Origin of the sequence: Pseudochrobactrum kiredjianiae, assembly GCF_030362795.1 — a bacterium.
Taxonomy (GTDB): Bacteria; Pseudomonadota; Alphaproteobacteria; order Rhizobiales; family Rhizobiaceae; genus Pseudochrobactrum; species Pseudochrobactrum kiredjianiae.
Window position 1 is genome coordinate 62,585 of the sequence record NZ_JAUCBM010000013.1, and the last position, 18,854, is coordinate 81,438.

The window sequence follows — 18,854 nt, forward strand, 5'->3', positions numbered from 1 at the left end:
GATGCAGTTATATGTGTGTTTAATGCAAACTGATGACATTTTAACACCATCAGCCTTGAAAATGCCTTTACACTGCGGTCAAACATTAACGTCTGTGACTACGAAATTCAAATGAGTACCGGCTTATGAAATTCAGCGCTGTTCTGCATGCCAGAAAACGATCCGCTCATCGCATATATTATGCGCCAGGCCGGAGCCTCTGTGCTGCCGCATTGATTTCAACGAGCCTGATTTTTACCGGTTCTGCAATGGCACAGGATTTATCACAACCGCAGGAGGGTTTCTCCATGCGTGTGGTGCCGGGTGCGCAATTTGACAAGTTGCAACTGCCGAAAATCTCAATTCCTGAAGGTGAAGAGCCGGATAGCAACACACCGCCAACCGGCGCGATTATGTCTCCTGCAGCACCGGCAGCCGGAATTACCCCTTATGCTGATCCGCGTGCGCCTCAAAATTCACCGCTTGCAAACCAGAATGAATTGCTGCTGGAAGCGCAACTGACTGCGGATGGCCCTGCCCTTCAGCAAGGTCTGGTATGGCGTGTATTCTCACCGGAACCCAATGCTGAAGATAAACTGCCACTGATTGCCACTGCAACAGGCGGCACGGCCAGCTTTTCATTGCCACAGGGCAGCTATCTCGTGCATGTCAGTTTTGGTCGTGCGGGTGCAACCAAGCGCATTACGATCCGTAATGCCAGCCGTCATGAAAAACTGATCCTTGATGCCGGTGGTTTGAAGCTCAGTGCCAAATTGCCGGATGGCAAAGAAATTTCAGATAAATTCCTGCGCTTCTCGATCTATGATAACGAGGACGAAGGCAATGATCGCTCGCTGATTGTACCGAATATCAAACCGAATACTGTGGTGCGCCTCAATAGTGGCACTTATCACGTGGTGTCGAATTACGGCAGCGTCAATGCAACAATCCGCGCTGAAATCGTGGTTAGCGCCGGTAAACTGACTGAAGCAACAGTTGAGCATGATGCCGCTGAAATTACGCTGAAACTGCTGCGCGATGTTGGCGGTGAAGCGCTGGCGGATACATCATGGAATATCGTCAATACCAATGGTGATATCGTTTTTGAAAGTGTGAGCGCCTATGCATCTCTCGTTCTGGCAGCCGGTGATTATATCGCTGTAGCCAAGAATAAAGACCGTTTGTATCAGCGTGAATTCACCGTTGAATCCGGTAAAAATGAAGACGTTGATGTTTTTGCCAAAGCAGAGAATGAGGTTGATAGCGATCAGGTTGACTAAGAATTATCGCTAAAAACAATCCCAATATCATGTTGAATTAACAAATCCTGCAATCAAACGATTGCAGGATTTTTATTTAAATCAATATCTTAAAAGATATTTTTAATACATTGAACCAGAGAATGTCTGACACAAATGAATTTATTTAGTGTTCGTGAATATGCGACACTTAAAAAATTAGAGCGAGTGCCATGATCCAATCAGGACATAAACCGCTCTAACTCAGATACCGGCTCCCTGATTAAAACCCTGCCCTTCATGGGTCAATGTATTGACGAAGCGGCGAGTACGTTCTTCCTGAGGGGCGCGGAAAATTGCCTGAGCTGTACCACGTTCAACAATCACGCCATTATCGATAAACAACACATCCTCAGCAATTCTGGAGGCCAGCCGCAGATCATGGGTCACCATAATCATTGTCGTGCCCTCTTTCGCCAGCTGTGCCAGCACATCGACCACCTCACCGGAGAGTTCCGGATCAAGTGCCGAAGTCGGCTCGTCGCAGAGCAGAATTTTAGGCGAAGGCGCCAAAGCGCGAGCAATAGCAACACGCTGCTGCTGGCCACCGGAGAGTGTTGCAGGCCATGCATCAGCTTTTTGGGAAAGCCCTACCTTCTCCAGCAATTGCATTGCCCGTTCACGTGCTTTTTGCTTCGGCCATTTCTGAACCGTAATCAGCCCCTCGGTAATATTCTCGGTAACTGTGCGATGCGGAAACAACTGGAAATTCTGAAACACCATACCGGAATGGCGGCGGATCAGATGAATTTCCTTCTGGCTGACTTTCCGTTCCGGCTCAAAGCTCAACCTGTCACCGGCAATTTCAATTGCACCGGACGTCGGCACCTCAAGCAGATTGAGGCAACGCAGCAATGTGCTCTTACCCGCACCGGAAGGGCCGATAAAAGCCGTAACACTGCCCTCAGCAATAGAGAGCGAGATATCATTGAGAACGGTGTTGTCCCCGAATTTTTTAACAATATTCTTCAGTTCGATCATCATGAACGGACCTCCAGAAAGCCGCCATAGCGTTTCAGCCGTGTTTCCAGACGGGTTTGCAGATAAGACAGCACAGAGCTGAGCGCCAGATATAGTAGAGCTGCTTCCACATAGAGGATCAGCGGCTCATAGGTTACAGCAACGATACGCTGCGCCACCTGAAACATTTCCGGCACCGTAATCGCTGCTGCCAGCGATGTATCTTTGACCAGAGAGATAAAGCTGTTGGACAAAGGTGGTACAGCATTAGGCGCTGCCTGCGGCAGGATTGTCCGGCGCATCGCCTGCCCCCAGCTCATGCCGGTTGCATAGGCTGCTTCCCACTGCCCTTTTGGCACAGCAACAATCACACCACGGAAAATCTCAGAGGAATAAGCGCCGATACTCAATGTAAAGCCGATTAGCGCTGCCGGAAACGCATCCAGTGTGACGCCAAGGCTTGGCAGGCCATAGAAGATCAGGAAGAGCTGTACCAATAGCGGTGTGCCACGGATCAGCCAGACATAGAAATTGACAAATGCTGCAATGGGTCGTGGCGCAAACAGCCTGATGAGCGCTACAAAAAGCCCGAGCGTTGTGCCGAAAAAGAACGACAATAATGTCAACGGAATAGTAAAAATCAGAGCAGCCCATAACAGCGGCCCTAAAGAGTCAAGCATCAGAGTTAGAATATCAGCCATTTATGCGTCCCCGCTATGTTTGTTGCCCCTCATACGGTCTTCTTACAGCATAATTCCTTAAACTTGGATCAGTTTAAGGTGAAATTATGCTGTAAATATAAAGCGTTAGAGCGACCTTTGTGCGCCCAAGAGGGCGCACGGCGCTCTAAGGTTTACATGGGTCCCTGCCCCGCTATCCGGGCGGCGGAAAACCGGCGATCATAAATCGCCGGCCTTATTATGCTTGGGAGACATAATTACTTAGAAACGTCTGCACCGAAATATTTTTCGGAGATTTTACCGTAAGTGCCGTCGCTTTTGATCTGCTCAAGCGCCTTGTTCACTTCCGCCAACAGGTCTTCTTCACCCTTGCGCAGTAGAACGCCGGAACGATCGGCATTTTCGAGTTCAGCAGCAACTTCCAGCTTCACATCTGGCTTCTGCTTTTTGAAATCAAGGAAAGAGAGGCTTGAATTGACGGTTGCTTCCGCACGACCGCTCAATAATAGCTGAATGGACTGGTCAAAACCATCATTGGCAATGATTTCTGCGCCGTATTCACGGGCAATCCTGCCGTAGTTACTGCTCAGCGACTGCGCGGATTTACGCCCCTTCAGATCTTCAAATTTCTTGATATCGGTGTTGCCGGTTTTAACAATCAATACGGCTTTGGATGCAATATATGGTTCTGAAAAATTATATTTCTTCTGGCGCTCCGGAGTAATGCCGACCTGATTGATCACGGCATCATAACGGTTGGCATCGAGACCGGCGATCAGACCATCCCATTTACCTTCGAGAAATTTGGCTTCAACGCCCAGGCGCTTGGCGATTTCCTGACCGATTTCCACATCGAAACCAACCAGCTTGCCGTCTTTGTCATGATAGGTGAACGGTGCATAGGTGCCCTCAGTTCCGATTTTCAGAACGCCTTCGGCTTTGATACGATCAAGCGCTGCATCCGCGAAAGACTGGCTGGTCATAACACCGGAACCAAGAACGGCTGTCTGCAACACACCAACTGCAAGAATAGACTTAAACCAGCTCATATTACCTGTCCTTTTAACGAGACCTTTGATGTCAAAGGCCACTTCCATAATCGTTAGAGCACTTATTATCTGTGCCTGACTGTTCAACGGTGCAGTTTGGATTTGCAGTCCGTGTTGCGATTAAGATGTCATGGCTGGTCAGAGCGTCACAGATATATTTGCGCCTGCGGAAACTCAGAATGCAAAAATAAATTCCTAATTTTGATCGGTTGTAGAAATTTTTACTCGTTGGCTTATTTCAGCGACAAATGTAAAAAAATGCATTCTACTGAATTGCTTATTCTCTGCGGTATTTTGCTGAATAATGCGCGAATGCGTATTTTGTTGCCTACTGCTTGAAGATTTTTGCTCAAATCAGACTATAATAAAGAAAATCATTCATCTGAGCTTCATCTGGTCATCGCTATAAAGAGCGGGCACTGAATAGAAGTCACGCATTCTGTATCCAGCCTGTCAGGAATTTTATCCCATGCATTCCGTATTAAAAGCCACTCCGAGTAAACGCATTCATATTGCAGCAGCAATATTAATGGCGCCGGATAACCGGATTTTGCTGGTACGCAAGGCTGGTACATCGGCTTTTATGCAGGCTGGCGGAAAAATTGAAAATGGTGAAACGCCGGTCGCAGCTTTGCAACGCGAGTTACAGGAAGAGTTAGGTCTGACAATCGCGGAAGATCAGGCGCATTATCTGGGCGCCTTCTCGGCTCCCGCAGCGAATGAACCGGGCTTCACAGTTGAGGCCGAAATATTTCGTATTGCCCTCAATCAGCCAGTCGCCAAAGCAGCAGAAATTGAGGAGATCGTCTGGGTAGATCCGTTGCAAAAAGTGGACTTGCCATTGGCACCATTAACCGAGAATTATTTACTGCCACTGTGTAAAGAATTTATACCTGCCGCATAACAATAGTCAGATTGCCTGCTTTTAGCCCTAAAACTTCCGTAATTCATTGAAATATAGCAGTTAAACCGATTTTATTATCAGGAGAAACTATGACACATCGTAAAACAGCCGCCCTTTTCGCTTCTGCATTTATTGCGGTTTCTATGGCGGGAGTGCTTTCGCAGCCAGCCTTTGCTCAGGAGAAAAATGTGTCAGAAAAACAGACATTCATCGTCGTCACCGGTGAAGGTGAAGTTCAGGCTGCGCCGGATATGGCCATTCTTGATCTGAGTGTTCTGCGTGAAGCCAAAACTGCACGTGAAGCTTTGACAGACAACAATAAAGCAATGTCGAAAGTGCTGGCAGCCATGAAGGAAGCCGGGATTGAAGACCGCGATCTGCAAACTTCCGGTGTTAATATTCAGCCGACTTACACCTATCCGAATGATAAAAATGGCCTGAAAGCCCCTAAAATCATCGGTTACAATGTGACCAACGGCCTGACAGTTCGTGTGCGCGATCTGGATAAGGTTGGCGACCTGCTGGATAAATCCATTGATCTCGGCGTAAACCAGAGCGGCGGCCTGCGTTTTGTGAATGATGATCCTTCAAAAGTCCTGATGGATGCCCGTAAGAAATCCATGGAAAACGCGATGGAAAAGGCTAAAATCCTGACCGAAACAGCAGGCGCAAAACTTGGCCGCGTGCTTGAAATCACTGAATATGTCAACAATGGTCGCCCTATGCCAATGGCGCGTACCAAGATGATTGCAATGGCAGCAGAACCTGCCAGTGACTCTGTGCCGCTTTCCGCAGGTGAAAACAGCTACAATGTGAATGTTACTGTGAAATTTGAAATCACACAGTAAACGGCACGCATAATAAAGCATTCAGAACCCTGCCCTTACGGCAGGGTTTTTTATTAGAGCGCCGTGTACCGGACTTGGCACCCAAGATCGCTCTATCACATTAAAATTATACTCTAGCTGAGCTTACTCAGCATGCTCAAAAGCAGCGTGATAGAATTCATACCCATCACGGCCATTGCGTTTTACCTGATATAAAGCCTTGTCAGCCTCGTCGAATATATCTGCTTCCTGTGAGACAGTCGTTTCAGAATTGCGCAGCGCAATCCCGATACTCACAGTTACAAATATCGGTTTGGCATCGACCGTGATAGGCAGCGCAGATAGCTTCTCTTTGATGCGTTTTGCTAAGGTTTCAGCCTGCTCTTTTGTGCTTGCCGGTAGCAGAATACAAAATTCATCACCGCCATGACGGCTCATAATTTGCCGGACTTTGAGCAAAGATGAAACTGTCTTACCAAAATGCTGCAAAATCACATCGCCTGCCCGATGCCCCATATCGTCATTAAAACTCTTGAAATGATCGACATCAATCAGCAGCAGAGCATAGGGAATGTCACGCTCTTTAAATTGCTGATCCGCAAGGTTTAGCACAGCATTGAAACGCTTGCGGGTTGGCAAGCCTGTCAGATCATCCACGCCGGCAAGGCGCTCGACTTCTTTGCGCAAAGCGTCAATCGTCAGGATGAAAAAGCCAAAGGTCAGCAGACCGGCACTGAATTGCATCACCAAAAAATTATAGGCATAAAGCGTGAGGAAGTACGAAACATCTATATCTTTAGCGGAAATACGGAAAGTTAGATAAAGATTGTATATCTGACAGCCAACCCCCAGAAAAACGGCAACCAAACAGACATAGGCACCGGGACTTTTATGGCGACGGGCTGCGAGAAAAACAAACATGCAAACAAGTGCTGCAAGATAGGTCAGTCCGTGAACCGCGGCCAGCCACAGCCAGTTGCTATATTCAGCCAGAGCCGAGAACAAGCTGATCGACATAATGACAACAAGCTGAAGCAAAATGCTGCGGATTTTAATTCCGTAAAAAGCCAGCAATCCGGTATAAAACAACCAAAAGCCTGCGATGATCAAAAAATTTCCCGCAACGGCCGGAAATGCACCACCGATACTATATTGCAGGATAAGCAGAAACGCACCAATACAAGTCAGCAGTGATCCTGCCATCCAGTGTCTGGCAGCATAAAAATCACGATATGCAAGGGCTACCCCACCCCAAATGACTGCCAGGATAGCCGAATTCATAATCAGGATGATAAATAAAGTATGGTAATCGAGTGAAGGCATAGGAAATAAACAGCTCAGCTATTTTACCGGAAGCGAGCTTCATAACTGAGAACTGTTTATTTTACATCAGTATAATTTTCTTTTTTCTGAGATTGCATATGCAAGTCTGACCACACAGGTGATTTATCTTTATTAAGGTGCGCTCTTGTTTAGCTGCTCATTCTCCTGACTATAGGCACGCTTAGCCTCAATGAGCAGATCTTTTTTGGTGTCACTGGTAAAATTCAGCACACGTTCAACCACACTGTCATTGAGTTTCAAGACATCAACATCCAGATAATTACCGGAACCGGCCGTGAGTTTGGAAACGATCATTTCAGGATTACCGTCACCGGTAATATCGCCAAAACTGATCCTCGGCTTGCCACTATCATCAAAAACAGAGCCCTCGCGGGGAAAAATCCCGCCGCCGAGATAGTCAATCAACCCGTCATCCTTATAGAGGGCAACCGTGTAGCTACCGATAGATGCCGGTTCCAGATCGCCTTCGGAAATCACTGCCACCCGTTTATCCGGCAGTGTCATCATAACGGCATTTTTGGCTGAAGCCGGAAAGGCCGACAAAGCTGAAATACAAATAACAGATATAATATGCGCGGAATATCTCATCACGCTTTCCTTACATTCAAAAAACTTCAATCAATTTTCTAAAAATGCATGGTGATTAAGACATTGATATGTTCGGGAACATTAATATAGTTCTTGATTGAATTGTGCCGCCAAGTCTGAAAATGAGGAGAGCTTAGCGCCCCTAAAGCACACGACGTTACTTCTCATATAGAAATTATAGCGGCTGACCTCCTCACTTCAGAAGACAGCCGCTTTATCCGTTATTCTGCTGCAACAGCCACATGATTTGGCAGGGCAAAAATCAGATCAAAAATATAGGTAAAAACAAAAGTATAGATCAGAAAGAACAGCAGCAAAACGGCCTCCATCTGAAAGGCTTTCCAGAATCCTACGGAATACCAAACCATATAAATCGGAATGATAATCAAACACAGGCCGAATTCGAAACCAAAAGCATGCCCTGCACGCACAGCAACACTGCGGCCGGTTACCTGTCGCCCCGCCTCCCATTTTTCAAACATCAGATTATAGGTGTAGTTCCATGTAACAGCGATCAGAGAGATGACAACAGCAATTGGCAGTGAGCCCTGTGCATCACCACCGCTCAACATCATGAGCAATAAGGTGGAAGCCACAATAGCGATAATTTCAAAAATAGTAACATAGGTAATGCGCCGCTTGAGCGGCGAAAGAACAAACATTGTCAGCTCCTCAGCTAGCAAATCTAACTTACGAGCCGGCACGCCCCGGCACTCATATAAATGGGAAAAATTAGCAGATCGCGGTTTTCCATCTGCTAAATGCAGAAATAAGCATCACTTCCCGACAAGTCAACACTTGGTCGGGCAAGAATGAAACCAAACCTGCACGCTGACAAGTCCAATAAACGGTGATGCGCAGCCGGATATTCCGGACTTCATACGCACCACCGGATAAACAATCACAAGTGAAAACTAACTCGAGCTTTGCGAGCGGTGATAGGTCACCTGCGGATACGGAATATTGATATCACCATGCTCGAAAGCGGCTTTTACACGTTCTGTTGTCGTATTACTGACGCTGAAATAATGGGAAGATTCTATCCAGTACCGGCAACTGATAACAACGGAGCTGTCAGCAAGCTGAGAGACAAAACAAACCGGCTCGGGTGTTTTCAGAACGCCTTTTTGATCGCTGATGATTGCCTTGATGATACCGAATGCTTTTTGCACATCGTCTTCATAGCCAATACCAACTTTAAAATCATGCATACGTACTTTATGGCGGCTGAAATTGGTAACCGGCGTATTCCAGAGCAAAGAATTTGGCGCCATGATGAAAAGCCCGTCATAGGTTTTCAGCTCCGTCGAGAATAATCCGATTTCTGTGACTGTTCCCGAAATAGTCCCTGCTGTGATTGATTCACCGACTTTAAACGGACGCAACACAAGCAGCATAATCCCTGCTGCGATATTTTGCAGCGTCCCTTGCAGAGCCAAGCCAATCGCCAGACCAACCGCACCTAAGGCGGCGAGAATTGACGCGGTCTGAATACCAAACTGCCCCAGCACCATCACCAGAACAACAATCAGAATACCGTAGCGTACGGATGCGCTTAAAAAGCCGATCAGCGTATGATCAAAACCTTTCAATTTAGAAAGGGATTGGCGCGTCCACTTTTGCAATGTACCGGCAATGATCCAACCAACGCATAAGATAATAATCGCACCGAGGGTCGATAAAGAATAACTTAAAACGAGATTGGATATCTGAAGGGCAAGGGCATTCGTGCTTTGAATAAATTCTGCTGTTTGATCCTGCATTTTTCAACTTCAATTTTATCTTAATGATTGTAATGAAATGCCTAAATTAAACTCTAGACATAAACAAATTAGCGCTTTCATATATTTAGACAAGACGCAATAAACTGCTCTGTAAGAATTTCATACGCACAAAATAAAATTGCGACCTCTAATACCAAGGCGCCGGTTTTAACTGCTCACGGACCGCGAAAATAAATTGATAATCAGAACGCCAGCAATAATAAAACCTAAGCCAATCAAAGCAGGAAAATCCAGTTTTTGCTGATACCATATCCATGATATGGCCGTGATGAGTACGATCCCCATACCGGACCAGATGGCATAGACGATACCTGCAGGCATAACCCGCATCGGAAACGACAGAAGACCGAAAGCAGCCACATAGCCTGCAACCACAATCAAGCTGGGAACCAGTTTGGTAAAGCTTTCCGAGCGCGCCAACGCTGTTGTTGCAATCACCTCGGCAACGATGGCTGCGGTTAAAAAAATATAATTTTTCAGCAATGAACACCTCAAAAATGCGTTTTTATTCTTAAAGCATTTCCTGTTTATTTTGAATCATTAAAAATACTTCGGAACAGTAAGAGGTCACAGCTTGTTATTTTGCAAACGACACCGCCTCATAGAAAACTAACATTATGGGGAAACTATGCGTGATATTCCGCTGGCAATACTTACGATTATTACAATCACTGCCATTGTTATAATTTTGGCATTGCCATTTTAAAACAGGCCCGGTCAGAGGGCATTTCACTCAGCATCATGCGGGAAAATATGGCATAAACAAATTTCAGTAAATTTAAATTTTTAAATAAGGATACATTGTAATTAGAAGTTTTTATAATAATATATATTTATATTATTTGAATTAAATATGTTTGCATTATTCTTTCATCATACAATAATAATTCACATCACGGATATATTTCTTGAGGATGTGACATGGATATGATTTCCCGTATAACAACGAAAAAAAACATCATAAAAAACAATATAAAATTACTTTCATTATCCACGATCGTCTTTCTTCTCAATTCCAATTCAATGTTTGCACAACCGATAACGGCGCCGATTACCGTCGTTAATAACAATACGCCTACCCTCTATAATAACGAAATTATAGATATTGATGCGACCGGAACAGAAGCGATAAAGGTTGGAAACAGCAAACTTTCTATTACGAATTCTGTTGTTACTTTAAAAAGCGATAAAACGACGATCAATATCAAAACAGCTAGTGATGTCACGATCTCAGGCGCAGATGGCGCATCCAATACAGTCATATCAACGGCATCCTCAGGCCAAGCTATTGTCTTAAACGGGGCATCTACATTAACGATCGACGGCTTAAAGGTCATTGCCGCAGGTGATAGCAGTAGTGGAATTGGCGCGACCGCGTTTTCCGCTAATGGTGTCTACAACCAGGTTAACGCCACGCTCAATCTAAGTAACAGTCAAATTCATACCGTTAATGTCCGCGCCCTTTCAGTCCGCGATAACAATGTCACGGCGAAAAATTTCAGCATAACGACAGGGCGTGATGAGGCTACGGGCGATCTGTCTTCTAAAAAACACTTATACGGAATAAATGCTGAGAGTAAGAATATCCTTAATTTAACGAATGGGGATATCAAGACGTGGACTGATGGCAGCAACGGCATTAATTTAACTATGGATGTCGATGACACCTCCGTAGAGCGCGCTAAAATCAATAATATCAATGTGACAACGCATGGCAATAATGCAACCGCCATAGATAACATCAATACGCGCTCTGCTATTTATGGCGGAAAAATCCTTACATATGGCATTGGTGCTCATGGTATTGGTGCTAGCAATGGAGGCGTGAGCAGTTGGGCTCCATCCCATGTGTCAGTTGCACAAATGCAAGTCACAACCAATGGTCGTCAGGCCTATGGTCTGGTTGCAACCACCAATTCAGACATACAGGCCAAAGGCATCAACATCACCACAACGGGTGAAAATGCGGCAGGTATTTTCAGTCAAGGTACTGGTAGTATTAATATCAGTGAAGGCAGCCAGATAATAACCAGCGGTGAAGGCGCGCACGGAGCTGCTGTTAATCTTGGATCTGAAGTCAACATAACGAACAGCTCGATCACTACAACCGGAACAAATGCTTCTGGCATCTATATGGCTGGTAATAATTTTGCAGATCGCAGTCTCCCGCCTGCGCCCGCTCCGCGTGTTCTTGATCCGGATCTCTTTCCAAGACCGACAACCCAAGAAACTGTAGATACAGAAGATACAGACAGAGCCGGTATATCTCACTCTAATAAAGTCACAATTACCGGCTCGACACTTGATGTAGCGAATGCCGCTGCACTCCGTATTCTTGGTGGCGAGAACAATACGCTCACGATTACAGGATCTACGATAAAAGCGGATCAGGGCGCAAACGCCCTGCTCTTTTCAAGTGACTTGTATAAAACTGAACATGAGGTTGGCATTGCCCAACTTAATGTCACTTCATCAAAGCTAAGTGGTGACGTGCTCGTAAATAGTGGAGAAGTGAATATTGATCTGACAAATAAATCCCAGTGGTCTGGCGCTGCAAGAATTGGCACAGATAATCAGGTTTTACACTCCCTCACATTAGACAGCGGCAGCACCTGGCTTATAACTGGGAATTCAACCATATATTCATTAGCCAATACCGGTGGCATTGCATTTTCCCCGTCGAATTCAAAATTCAAAAGTTTGACCGTTCAATCTGATTATAGCAGCAGTGGTGGCTTGTTTGCCATTAACACCAAACTTGGTGATGATAATTCTGAAACGGACACAATCATTTTCAACGGTGCGGTATCCGGCACCAATCAATTAGCAGTACGTAATGCTGGCGGAGTTGGTGCGCAAACGATTGACGGCATTAAAGTTATTGAGGTTGGTGCCCCTTCCGATGGTGTCTTTACACTTATCGGCGCCTATCGAAATCGTGGCGCAAATACTGTTGTTGCAGGCGCTTATACCTACAAGCTTTATCAAGGCAGTATCTCCGACCCAGCAGATAGCAGTTGGTATCTGCGCTCTGATCTCGATGATGACAATTATCAGGCTGGCGTACCTGTTTATGAGGTCTATCCGCAGTTCCTGCTAGGGCTGAATACCATGCCAACCATGCAACAGCGCATTGGTAATCGCTATTGGAGCTATGCTGGCATCCTGACACTCTCCCAAGGCGCGGATGCAATAGAGCCATACGCATCGGCAACTGAAGCAGGCGGCTTTACCCAAAGCAATGGCGTTTGGGGGCGTATGGAGGGCTCACATACGAAGATGAAGCCAGACACTTCCACATCAGATGCAACCTATGATTATAATGCTTTCAAAATGCAGGCGGGTCTGGAGGGCATGCTGCATGAGAGTGAGCAAGGCAAACTGATCGGTGGCCTTACCGTTCATTATACGTATGGCACAGCTGATATTTGGTCACGCAATGACTCTGATCTCGGGAGCGGCCGTATCAAAACAGATGGCTATGGCTTTGGAGGCACCCTAACCTGGTATAGTGACAATGGCTTTTACATTGACAATCAGGCGCAAGTCACATGGTACAGAAGCGACCTGAGTTATCAGGGTGGCCAGTCATCACTGACAGATGATAAAAATAATGGCTTCGGTTACGGCTTTTCGTCAGAAATCGGCAAACGCTTTACGCTGAATGACCACTGGTCGCTCACACCACAAGCTCAGCTTAATTACTCCAACGTCGATTTTGATAGTTTCACCGATGTTTTTGGTGCCGATGTCTCGCGTGAAAGAGCAGCAAGCTTACAAGCGCGTTTTGGTGTCAGCGCGGATTATCAAAATTCATGGCGCAATGAGCAAGGCGGCCTCAACCGCAGTTCAGTCTATGGCGTTGCAAATCTGTATAATGAGTTTCTCAACGGTACCCGTGTTGATGTATCTTCAATACAAATGACCAACAAAAGCGACCGCCTTTGGGCTGGCATTGGCCTTGGCGGCTCCTATAACTGGCATGACGACAAATATTCGGTCTATGGTGAAGGCTTACTCAATACCAGCCTGAAAAATTTCGGTGACAGCTATGCTTATAAAGGCACTGTCGGTTTCAGGTTAAAGTGGTAAGCGAATACAAACAATATGGCCAGCTAGAAGCTGGCCATAAAACAGGGCTGAGAAATCGGCATAGCCTGGACCGTTTCAAAACAGCGGTTTTGGTTTTTTGAAATAGCTAGTTCAAGGCTTAAAGCTCACGCGCAACCAGCGTTTTTTGCTTGTTATTCTTGTCCATAATTTCGTCGGGCTAAGAATATGCGACGAACGATTATAGGAGCGAACAATTTCACGAACAACCAGACCAGGAAAAGATGGGCGGTGTTTATACTGCTTACGTAATGTTTTTCTATCAGCCTCGATCAGGCTTTCAAAACCCATTTGCTTACATATTGCCGGATAAATCTGGTAAATATTTAAACTGGAAAACATCTCATATTGCGGATCAAACATGAGATTATCTACAGGAACTGAAATTTGCTGCATAAACTGCAACATACGTTTTGCGGCACTTCGCGAAACGATATATCCGCCTGTACAGAGATGCTTGCTCAGCAAACGCGCATATTTGCAGTCCGTACCCTGAATTTTCTTAGATTCACCAAGCAAAATCACTGAATTAAAAGTTTCAATTTTTATAAGATCCGCGTCGGCTGGTATCCAGTCTGAATCGGATAAAATCTTTTGTGCCTGACCAGACAAAACAATATCATCTTCAAATACAGCTGCGTAGTCGTCCTCACCTTGAGCAATAATTTCAAGGCATTTTTTGTGGCTCAGAAAACAACCGATTTCCCCCGGAGGCATCGGAATTTCCCAACGTCTAACGGGTGCGGTGACTGCATCAAGCTCTCCCTGACTAAGCAAGCGCCCATCGACAGCTGCTACACGTGTAAATGAAAGCCCTAAACGACCAAACTCGACATCCATCTGCGCCAAGCGATCTTTTGAGCGATCCAGATTAATAAGGTAGCACTTCATTCATACACCCAAAGCAACTCGGACTCATGCATTTATATGAATAGTCCTACTCAATATGCATAAATATTAGCGAATATCTGTGCGCAAGCAAAATCAAATATCACGCCACCGTGATGCGGGTATCAATTTACCGTGGATAACAATAAATCCATTAAAAAACAATATATTAACGCTTAAATGGAACCTTCATCCAACGCGTAGAAGTCGTCCAGCGCGCCCAAATGTTACCTGGGCTAATAATATGTGCGTTTCGTTTATATGGGCGCATCAGTTCACGACCAATCCACCCCAAAAGCGATGGTGTTTTTTTATGCTCAATTCTCAATTGCTGACGATCAGCTTCAATAAGACTGACGGTATCAATCTGCATGCACAAAGCCGGCATGATTTGATTAATCTTCAGCTGAGAAAACAATCTATACTTAGGATCATAAATTAAATTATCAACCGGAACAGATATTTTATCCATATATTTTAAAATAAGCTTAGCAGAATTCCGGGAAACAATATAGCCTCCACAGCATAAATGCTTACTGCATAGCTTTGATAACTCATATTCCGTATTTTTAATTACAATGAAGTCTTTCAAAGCAACTAACATATCATTCGTGTCAATTTTAATAATATCGACACCTCTAGGTATCCAGTCAGTATTGCTTAAAAATTTTGTACATTCTTTTGAAAGCGTGACATCATCCTCGAAAATTGCAGCATATTCATCTTCGCCATGCGCGATAAGTTCGAGGCATTTTTTATGGCTTAAAAAGCAGCCAATCTCTGAGGCTGGCAGAGGAATTTCCCATATTTGCACAGAATCTACCAGTTTCGACAATTGCTCAGCTGTTAATGTTTTCCCATCAACAGCTGCAACACGCGTAAAGTTAAGATTATAGCTATCAAACTGCGCCTGCATTTTCGCAAGCCGATCTTCCGATCGATCAAGATTAATAAGATAGCATTTCATATTCACATCCAAGTCCGGCACATATTTCTAAATGTGATTTAAAATCATGCATTTAATATTTCATGCAAAGGACTGCCCTCAATAACAGGTCTGTTTTTTAATAATGAGTTATAAAGATGAACGCCATAAGTTCTTGGCGTTATAATATCCCTCATTTTCAACCCTTTTTCATACAATAGATCCAGTTGTTTAAAATATACCGGATAAAAAGCATCAATTGGTCTGGCTTTCTCAGTAAGCCCAAGCTCTTTAACATAATGTGAAACCAATCTCGGCCCAATAGTTCCCCACTTGTGCTGCGAAACATGGATAGGAAAACCAATAGCCTTGCGTGTACGAGCATAGAGTGTTTTACGCTTTTTTCGCCATAAAGGAATGAAATAGGGATCTTCTGCCGCAGACAATACATGCTGCAAAAATGCACTGTCATGCGGCGCATTCAGAACTGCATTGTTGATTGTTTCGTCATCTTCCCAGCCAAACGTATAGTCGTTCTCTGGAAATGGTTTCATACAATACATATCGCAATCGACATAAAGCCCCATACCTTCGCGTAACAGTCGATAGCGATATCGATCAGCCGCTAAAGTCAGGCTACCAGTTCCTTTATGAAGGACAATCTCCTCTTCCTTCATTAGCTTACTGGCATCGAAGAGACGAACACCGTTCGGAGTATCATCCGGCCGGCCATATGCATGCAAAACCACATCATGTCCATGGCGCAAAAATGAACGTAAACACGCTGTGTGAATTGGACCCAATTCTCGACCGATCCATATGGTATTCACTATCATATTTACATTACCCAATACGCGCTTAAGGAGCCAGAAATTCGCACACTCTAATTTTATTTGAATTCTATTTGTGATAATTTTTTTGTAAAAATTTTTAAATACATTTTATTCAGTATCCGCAAGGCTTCACGTTTGGCCTTCATAGAAAAAGAAAGCGGATTTTTTTTCAAAAACATTAGATTAGAGGATGAACGCAAACCTACTTCAGACACAAAAACCGGGTTTTCAATGCACAAACGGTCTTGCTGTATAACAAGGCCAGCATTCAATTGACGAACATTCAACGATTTCATAACATCAAAATGCGGATCAAATAAAAAATGATCTACCGGACAATTGATACCATGCGATGAAAGCTTCAGCAGTTTTTTAGCTGCAGATTTTGTGAGAATATAACCGGCAGATCCTGGTTGAAAATCAACAAGTTCCTCAGCTTTTCTATCTGAAAATTCAATCGATCCATATTTTTTTAATTTAACTGAGCAATTAAAGCTTTCAATACATAATATATCTATACCGCTTGGTAAATCTGAATAAGAAAAAATTTTATGTAGATCTTTCGAAATCAGAACATCATCTTCGAAGACAACACCACAGTTACTATCGCCATGAGCAATAATCTCCCAACACTTAATATGGCTCAGAAAACACGCAACTTCAGCATCATATAAGGTCGGCCAATTGGTGCAATCCGTTTGCATACGCCCATAATCTTCTGCGCTATCTTTATCAATGGCAGCAATACGATTATGATGAATGCCGAACTTATCAAACTGGCTTTTTACGAATGCATAGCGGTCTTTTGAGCGATCTAAATTGATAACATAAGCCTGCATTGTAGCACTCTTCTTATTTTTATATTATTATATACACACAATCTAAAAATAATATCTAGTCAGTTAAAAAATAACTGCTTTTCAGAAACATACTGAATCTTACCCATTGCAATGCACTCCGCAAAATCACTTCTATAAAATATAATGTAAAAAATTGTTATTAAACATAATGTCAATCACAGCCTGAGTGCAGGATTCAAATTATATGAAATGCTTTTCAGATTTTTATTTATTAAAATTTGCAAATTTATCAAAGCACTAAAATCCTCTCCATTGTGTTTTAATCATCTAGAAGACTCCTAGACACAATCCAATCATGCGCTAATCATTTTGCATAAATATGATAATTTTATAAATTATAATAAAAATATGTAACTATCATACACACATGCCGATCCTTATGTGTTGCTGACATATTCGTAATACTCACATTGATAAATCCACTTAAACAGTTCGGCGCGAGATCCTCGGTCATAAAATTAACAGAACGCCGCCGTTTAATATGGTTTTGCCTGTCAATAACAAATATCGGGCTTCAACAATGATCAAGCTGCTATTTTTTCATCGCATCCAACTGACCTGCCACTGAGAATTTCCTCCAGAATGGATTAGAGTCCGGCCCGATAAAGGACGGACGAATGAAGAAGCAGCGATTTACGGAAGAGCAGATTATTGCGGTGCTGAAGGAGCAGGAGGCAGGCATGAAGGTGGCCGACCTGTGCCGCAAGTATGGGATTTCGGACGCAACATTTTATAACTGGAAAGCCAAATACGGCGGTATGGAGGTGTCCGAGGCGAAGCGCCTGAAGGCACTCGAAGAAGAGAACGCCAAGCTTAAGAAGCTGTTGGCCGAGCAGATGCTCGATGCCGCCGCACTCCGCGAGCTTCTCGCAAAAAAATGGTAGGGCCTGCCGCCAAGCGTGACGCCGTTGCACATCTGAAGGACATAATGGGTCTTTCGGAGCGGCGGGCCTGCCAGATTGTTTCGGCTGATCGCAAGATGATCCGCTATCGGTCCTGCCGACCGCCGGAGGTCGAATTGCGAGCAAAGTTGCGCGATCTCGCCAACGAGCGACGGCGCTTCGGCTACCGACGGCTGTTCGTCCTGCTCAGGCGGGACGGAGAGCCATCCGGCGTCAACCGCATCTATCGGCTGTATCGCGAGGAAGGGCTTTCGGTTCGCAAGCGGAAGGCTCGACGAAGGGCCGTCGGCACGCGTGCGCCGATCCTGGTCGAGGCGAAAGCAAATGCCCGTTGGTCTCTCGATTTCGTGCACGACCAGTTTGCATGCGGGAGACGGTTCCGGATCCTCAATATCGTTGATGATGTGACACGGGAATGCCTGGCAGCAATCCCGGACACCTCAATCTCCGGCCGCCGTGTCGCCCGAGAACTGACGACGCTGATCGAACGACGCGGCAAGCCCGGAATGATTGTCTCCGATAACGGCACGGAACTCACCTCGAATGCCATCCTGGCCTGGTCGAAGGATCACAAGGTTGAGTGGCACTATATCGCGCCAGGAAAGCCTATGCAGAACGGCTATGTTGAATCCTTCAACGGTCGGATGCGCGACGAATTGCTCAACGAAAGCCTGTTCTTTGGCCTCGATCACGCCCGCAGCGCCATCGCCCAATGGGCCGACGATTACAACAATTTCCGGCCACACTCGTCGCTGGGATACCAAACCCCGGCAGACTATGCTGGATCCATCGCCGCAACCGGCTCCAACGCTGCGCAAGATGAAAGCTTGGCGTTTCCGCCGGTTGCTACCAACACGCCAATTGGCGTAGTCAAAACCGCCGAGGCTCTAATCGCCGTTGGATGAAAGTTCAGTGGCAGGTCA

General features: G+C 45.1%; 17 protein-coding genes. 5 read left to right on the forward strand and 12 right to left on the reverse strand.

Annotation, left to right across the window (positions count from 1 at the left end; translation table 11 throughout):
* Window positions 1-287 precede the first annotated feature (287 nt).
* Window positions 288-1,259 carry an RgsD C-terminal domain-containing protein gene (locus tag QUF18_RS17325; protein WP_374807207.1) on the forward strand — a complete coding sequence of 324 codons (972 nt, stop codon included), beginning with the start codon at window positions 288-290 and terminating at the stop codon, window positions 1,257-1,259.
* A 222-nt stretch (window positions 1,260-1,481) separates the two neighbouring features.
* Here the strand turns inward: QUF18_RS17325 and QUF18_RS17330 are convergent, their stop codons facing one another.
* The 3 genes from QUF18_RS17330 to QUF18_RS17340 form a co-directional block, all read right to left on the reverse strand.
* Window positions 1,482-2,258: an amino acid ABC transporter ATP-binding protein gene (locus QUF18_RS17330; protein ID WP_289388546.1), complete on the reverse strand. Its 777-nt coding sequence runs from the start codon at window positions 2,256-2,258 to the stop codon at window positions 1,482-1,484.
* On the reverse strand, window positions 2,258-2,938 hold the full coding sequence (locus QUF18_RS17335) for an amino acid ABC transporter permease (protein WP_289388527.1): 681 nt from the start codon (window positions 2,936-2,938) through the stop codon (window positions 2,258-2,260). The genes QUF18_RS17330 and QUF18_RS17335 overlap by 1 nt, the downstream gene beginning before the upstream one ends.
* A gap of 236 nt (window positions 2,939-3,174) precedes the next feature.
* Entirely contained in the window at window positions 3,175-3,966 is a 792-nt protein-coding gene (locus QUF18_RS17340; protein ID WP_289388528.1) for an amino acid ABC transporter substrate-binding protein, read from the reverse strand.
* Window positions 3,967-4,435: 469 nt separating this feature from the next.
* Here QUF18_RS17340 and QUF18_RS17345 point away from each other — a divergent pair, with 469 nt between their 5' ends.
* Window positions 4,436-4,870 (forward strand): NUDIX hydrolase, encoded by a 435-nt coding sequence (locus QUF18_RS17345; RefSeq protein WP_289388529.1) that lies wholly within the window; start codon window positions 4,436-4,438, stop codon window positions 4,868-4,870.
* Between the two features lie 89 nt (window positions 4,871-4,959).
* Window positions 4,960-5,718, forward strand: coding sequence for an SIMPL domain-containing protein (locus tag QUF18_RS17350; RefSeq protein ID WP_289388530.1), 759 nt, complete (start codon window positions 4,960-4,962; stop codon window positions 5,716-5,718).
* 123 nt (window positions 5,719-5,841) lie between these two features.
* On the opposite strand, the gene QUF18_RS17355 is transcribed toward QUF18_RS17350, so the two are convergent.
* The 5 genes from QUF18_RS17355 to QUF18_RS17375 all read right to left on the reverse strand — a co-directional run bounded on the left by QUF18_RS17355 (window position 5,842) and on the right by QUF18_RS17375 (window position 9,893).
* The gene (locus QUF18_RS17355; protein ID WP_289388531.1) at window positions 5,842-6,900 is read right to left on the reverse strand and encodes a GGDEF domain-containing protein; all 1,059 of its coding nucleotides are present in this window, start codon (window positions 6,898-6,900) and stop codon (window positions 5,842-5,844) included.
* 252 nt (window positions 6,901-7,152) lie between these two features.
* Complete coding sequence (locus tag QUF18_RS17360) at window positions 7,153-7,629, reverse strand: PliI family lysozyme inhibitor of I-type lysozyme (protein ID WP_289388532.1); 477 nt, start codon at window positions 7,627-7,629, stop codon at window positions 7,153-7,155.
* A gap of 221 nt (window positions 7,630-7,850) precedes the next feature.
* Window positions 7,851-8,291, reverse strand: a complete 441-nt coding sequence (locus QUF18_RS17365) for a PACE efflux transporter (protein WP_289388533.1) — start codon at window positions 8,289-8,291, stop codon at window positions 7,851-7,853.
* A 252-nt stretch (window positions 8,292-8,543) separates the two neighbouring features.
* On the reverse strand, window positions 8,544-9,392 hold the full coding sequence (locus QUF18_RS17370) for a mechanosensitive ion channel family protein (RefSeq protein WP_289388534.1): 849 nt from the start codon (window positions 9,390-9,392) through the stop codon (window positions 8,544-8,546).
* A 168-nt stretch (window positions 9,393-9,560) separates the two neighbouring features.
* On the reverse strand, window positions 9,561-9,893 hold the full coding sequence (locus QUF18_RS17375) for a DMT family transporter (RefSeq protein WP_289388547.1): 333 nt from the start codon (window positions 9,891-9,893) through the stop codon (window positions 9,561-9,563).
* Window positions 9,894-10,334: 441 nt separating this feature from the next.
* Here QUF18_RS17375 and QUF18_RS17380 point away from each other — a divergent pair, with 441 nt between their 5' ends.
* Window positions 10,335-13,505, forward strand: a complete 3,171-nt coding sequence (locus tag QUF18_RS17380) for an autotransporter family protein (RefSeq protein ID WP_289388535.1) — start codon at window positions 10,335-10,337, stop codon at window positions 13,503-13,505.
* Window positions 13,506-13,616: 111 nt separating this feature from the next.
* Here the strand turns inward: QUF18_RS17380 and QUF18_RS17385 are convergent, their stop codons facing one another.
* The 4 genes from QUF18_RS17385 to QUF18_RS17400 form a co-directional block, all read right to left on the reverse strand.
* Window positions 13,617-14,414, reverse strand: coding sequence for a glycosyltransferase family 25 protein (locus QUF18_RS17385; RefSeq protein ID WP_289388536.1), 798 nt, complete (start codon window positions 14,412-14,414; stop codon window positions 13,617-13,619).
* Window positions 14,415-14,580: 166 nt separating this feature from the next.
* Entirely contained in the window at window positions 14,581-15,378 is a 798-nt protein-coding gene (locus tag QUF18_RS17390; protein WP_289388537.1) for a glycosyltransferase family 25 protein, read from the reverse strand.
* A gap of 44 nt (window positions 15,379-15,422) precedes the next feature.
* Window positions 15,423-16,172: a hypothetical protein gene (locus QUF18_RS17395; protein ID WP_289388538.1), complete on the reverse strand. Its 750-nt coding sequence runs from the start codon at window positions 16,170-16,172 to the stop codon at window positions 15,423-15,425.
* Window positions 16,173-16,225: 53 nt separating this feature from the next.
* Window positions 16,226-17,008, reverse strand: a complete 783-nt coding sequence (locus QUF18_RS17400) for a glycosyltransferase family 25 protein (protein ID WP_289388539.1) — start codon at window positions 17,006-17,008, stop codon at window positions 16,226-16,228.
* A 638-nt stretch (window positions 17,009-17,646) separates the two neighbouring features.
* On the opposite strand from QUF18_RS17400, the gene QUF18_RS17405 reads away from it, so the two are divergent.
* Window positions 17,647-18,836 (forward strand): IS3 family transposase gene (locus tag QUF18_RS17405; RefSeq protein WP_289386482.1). Its coding sequence is split into 2 segments (ribosomal slippage): window positions 17,647-17,899 and window positions 17,899-18,836, totalling 1,191 coding nucleotides; the frame shifts between segments, so codons are not numbered across the junction.
* Window positions 18,837-18,854 lie beyond the last annotated feature (18 nt).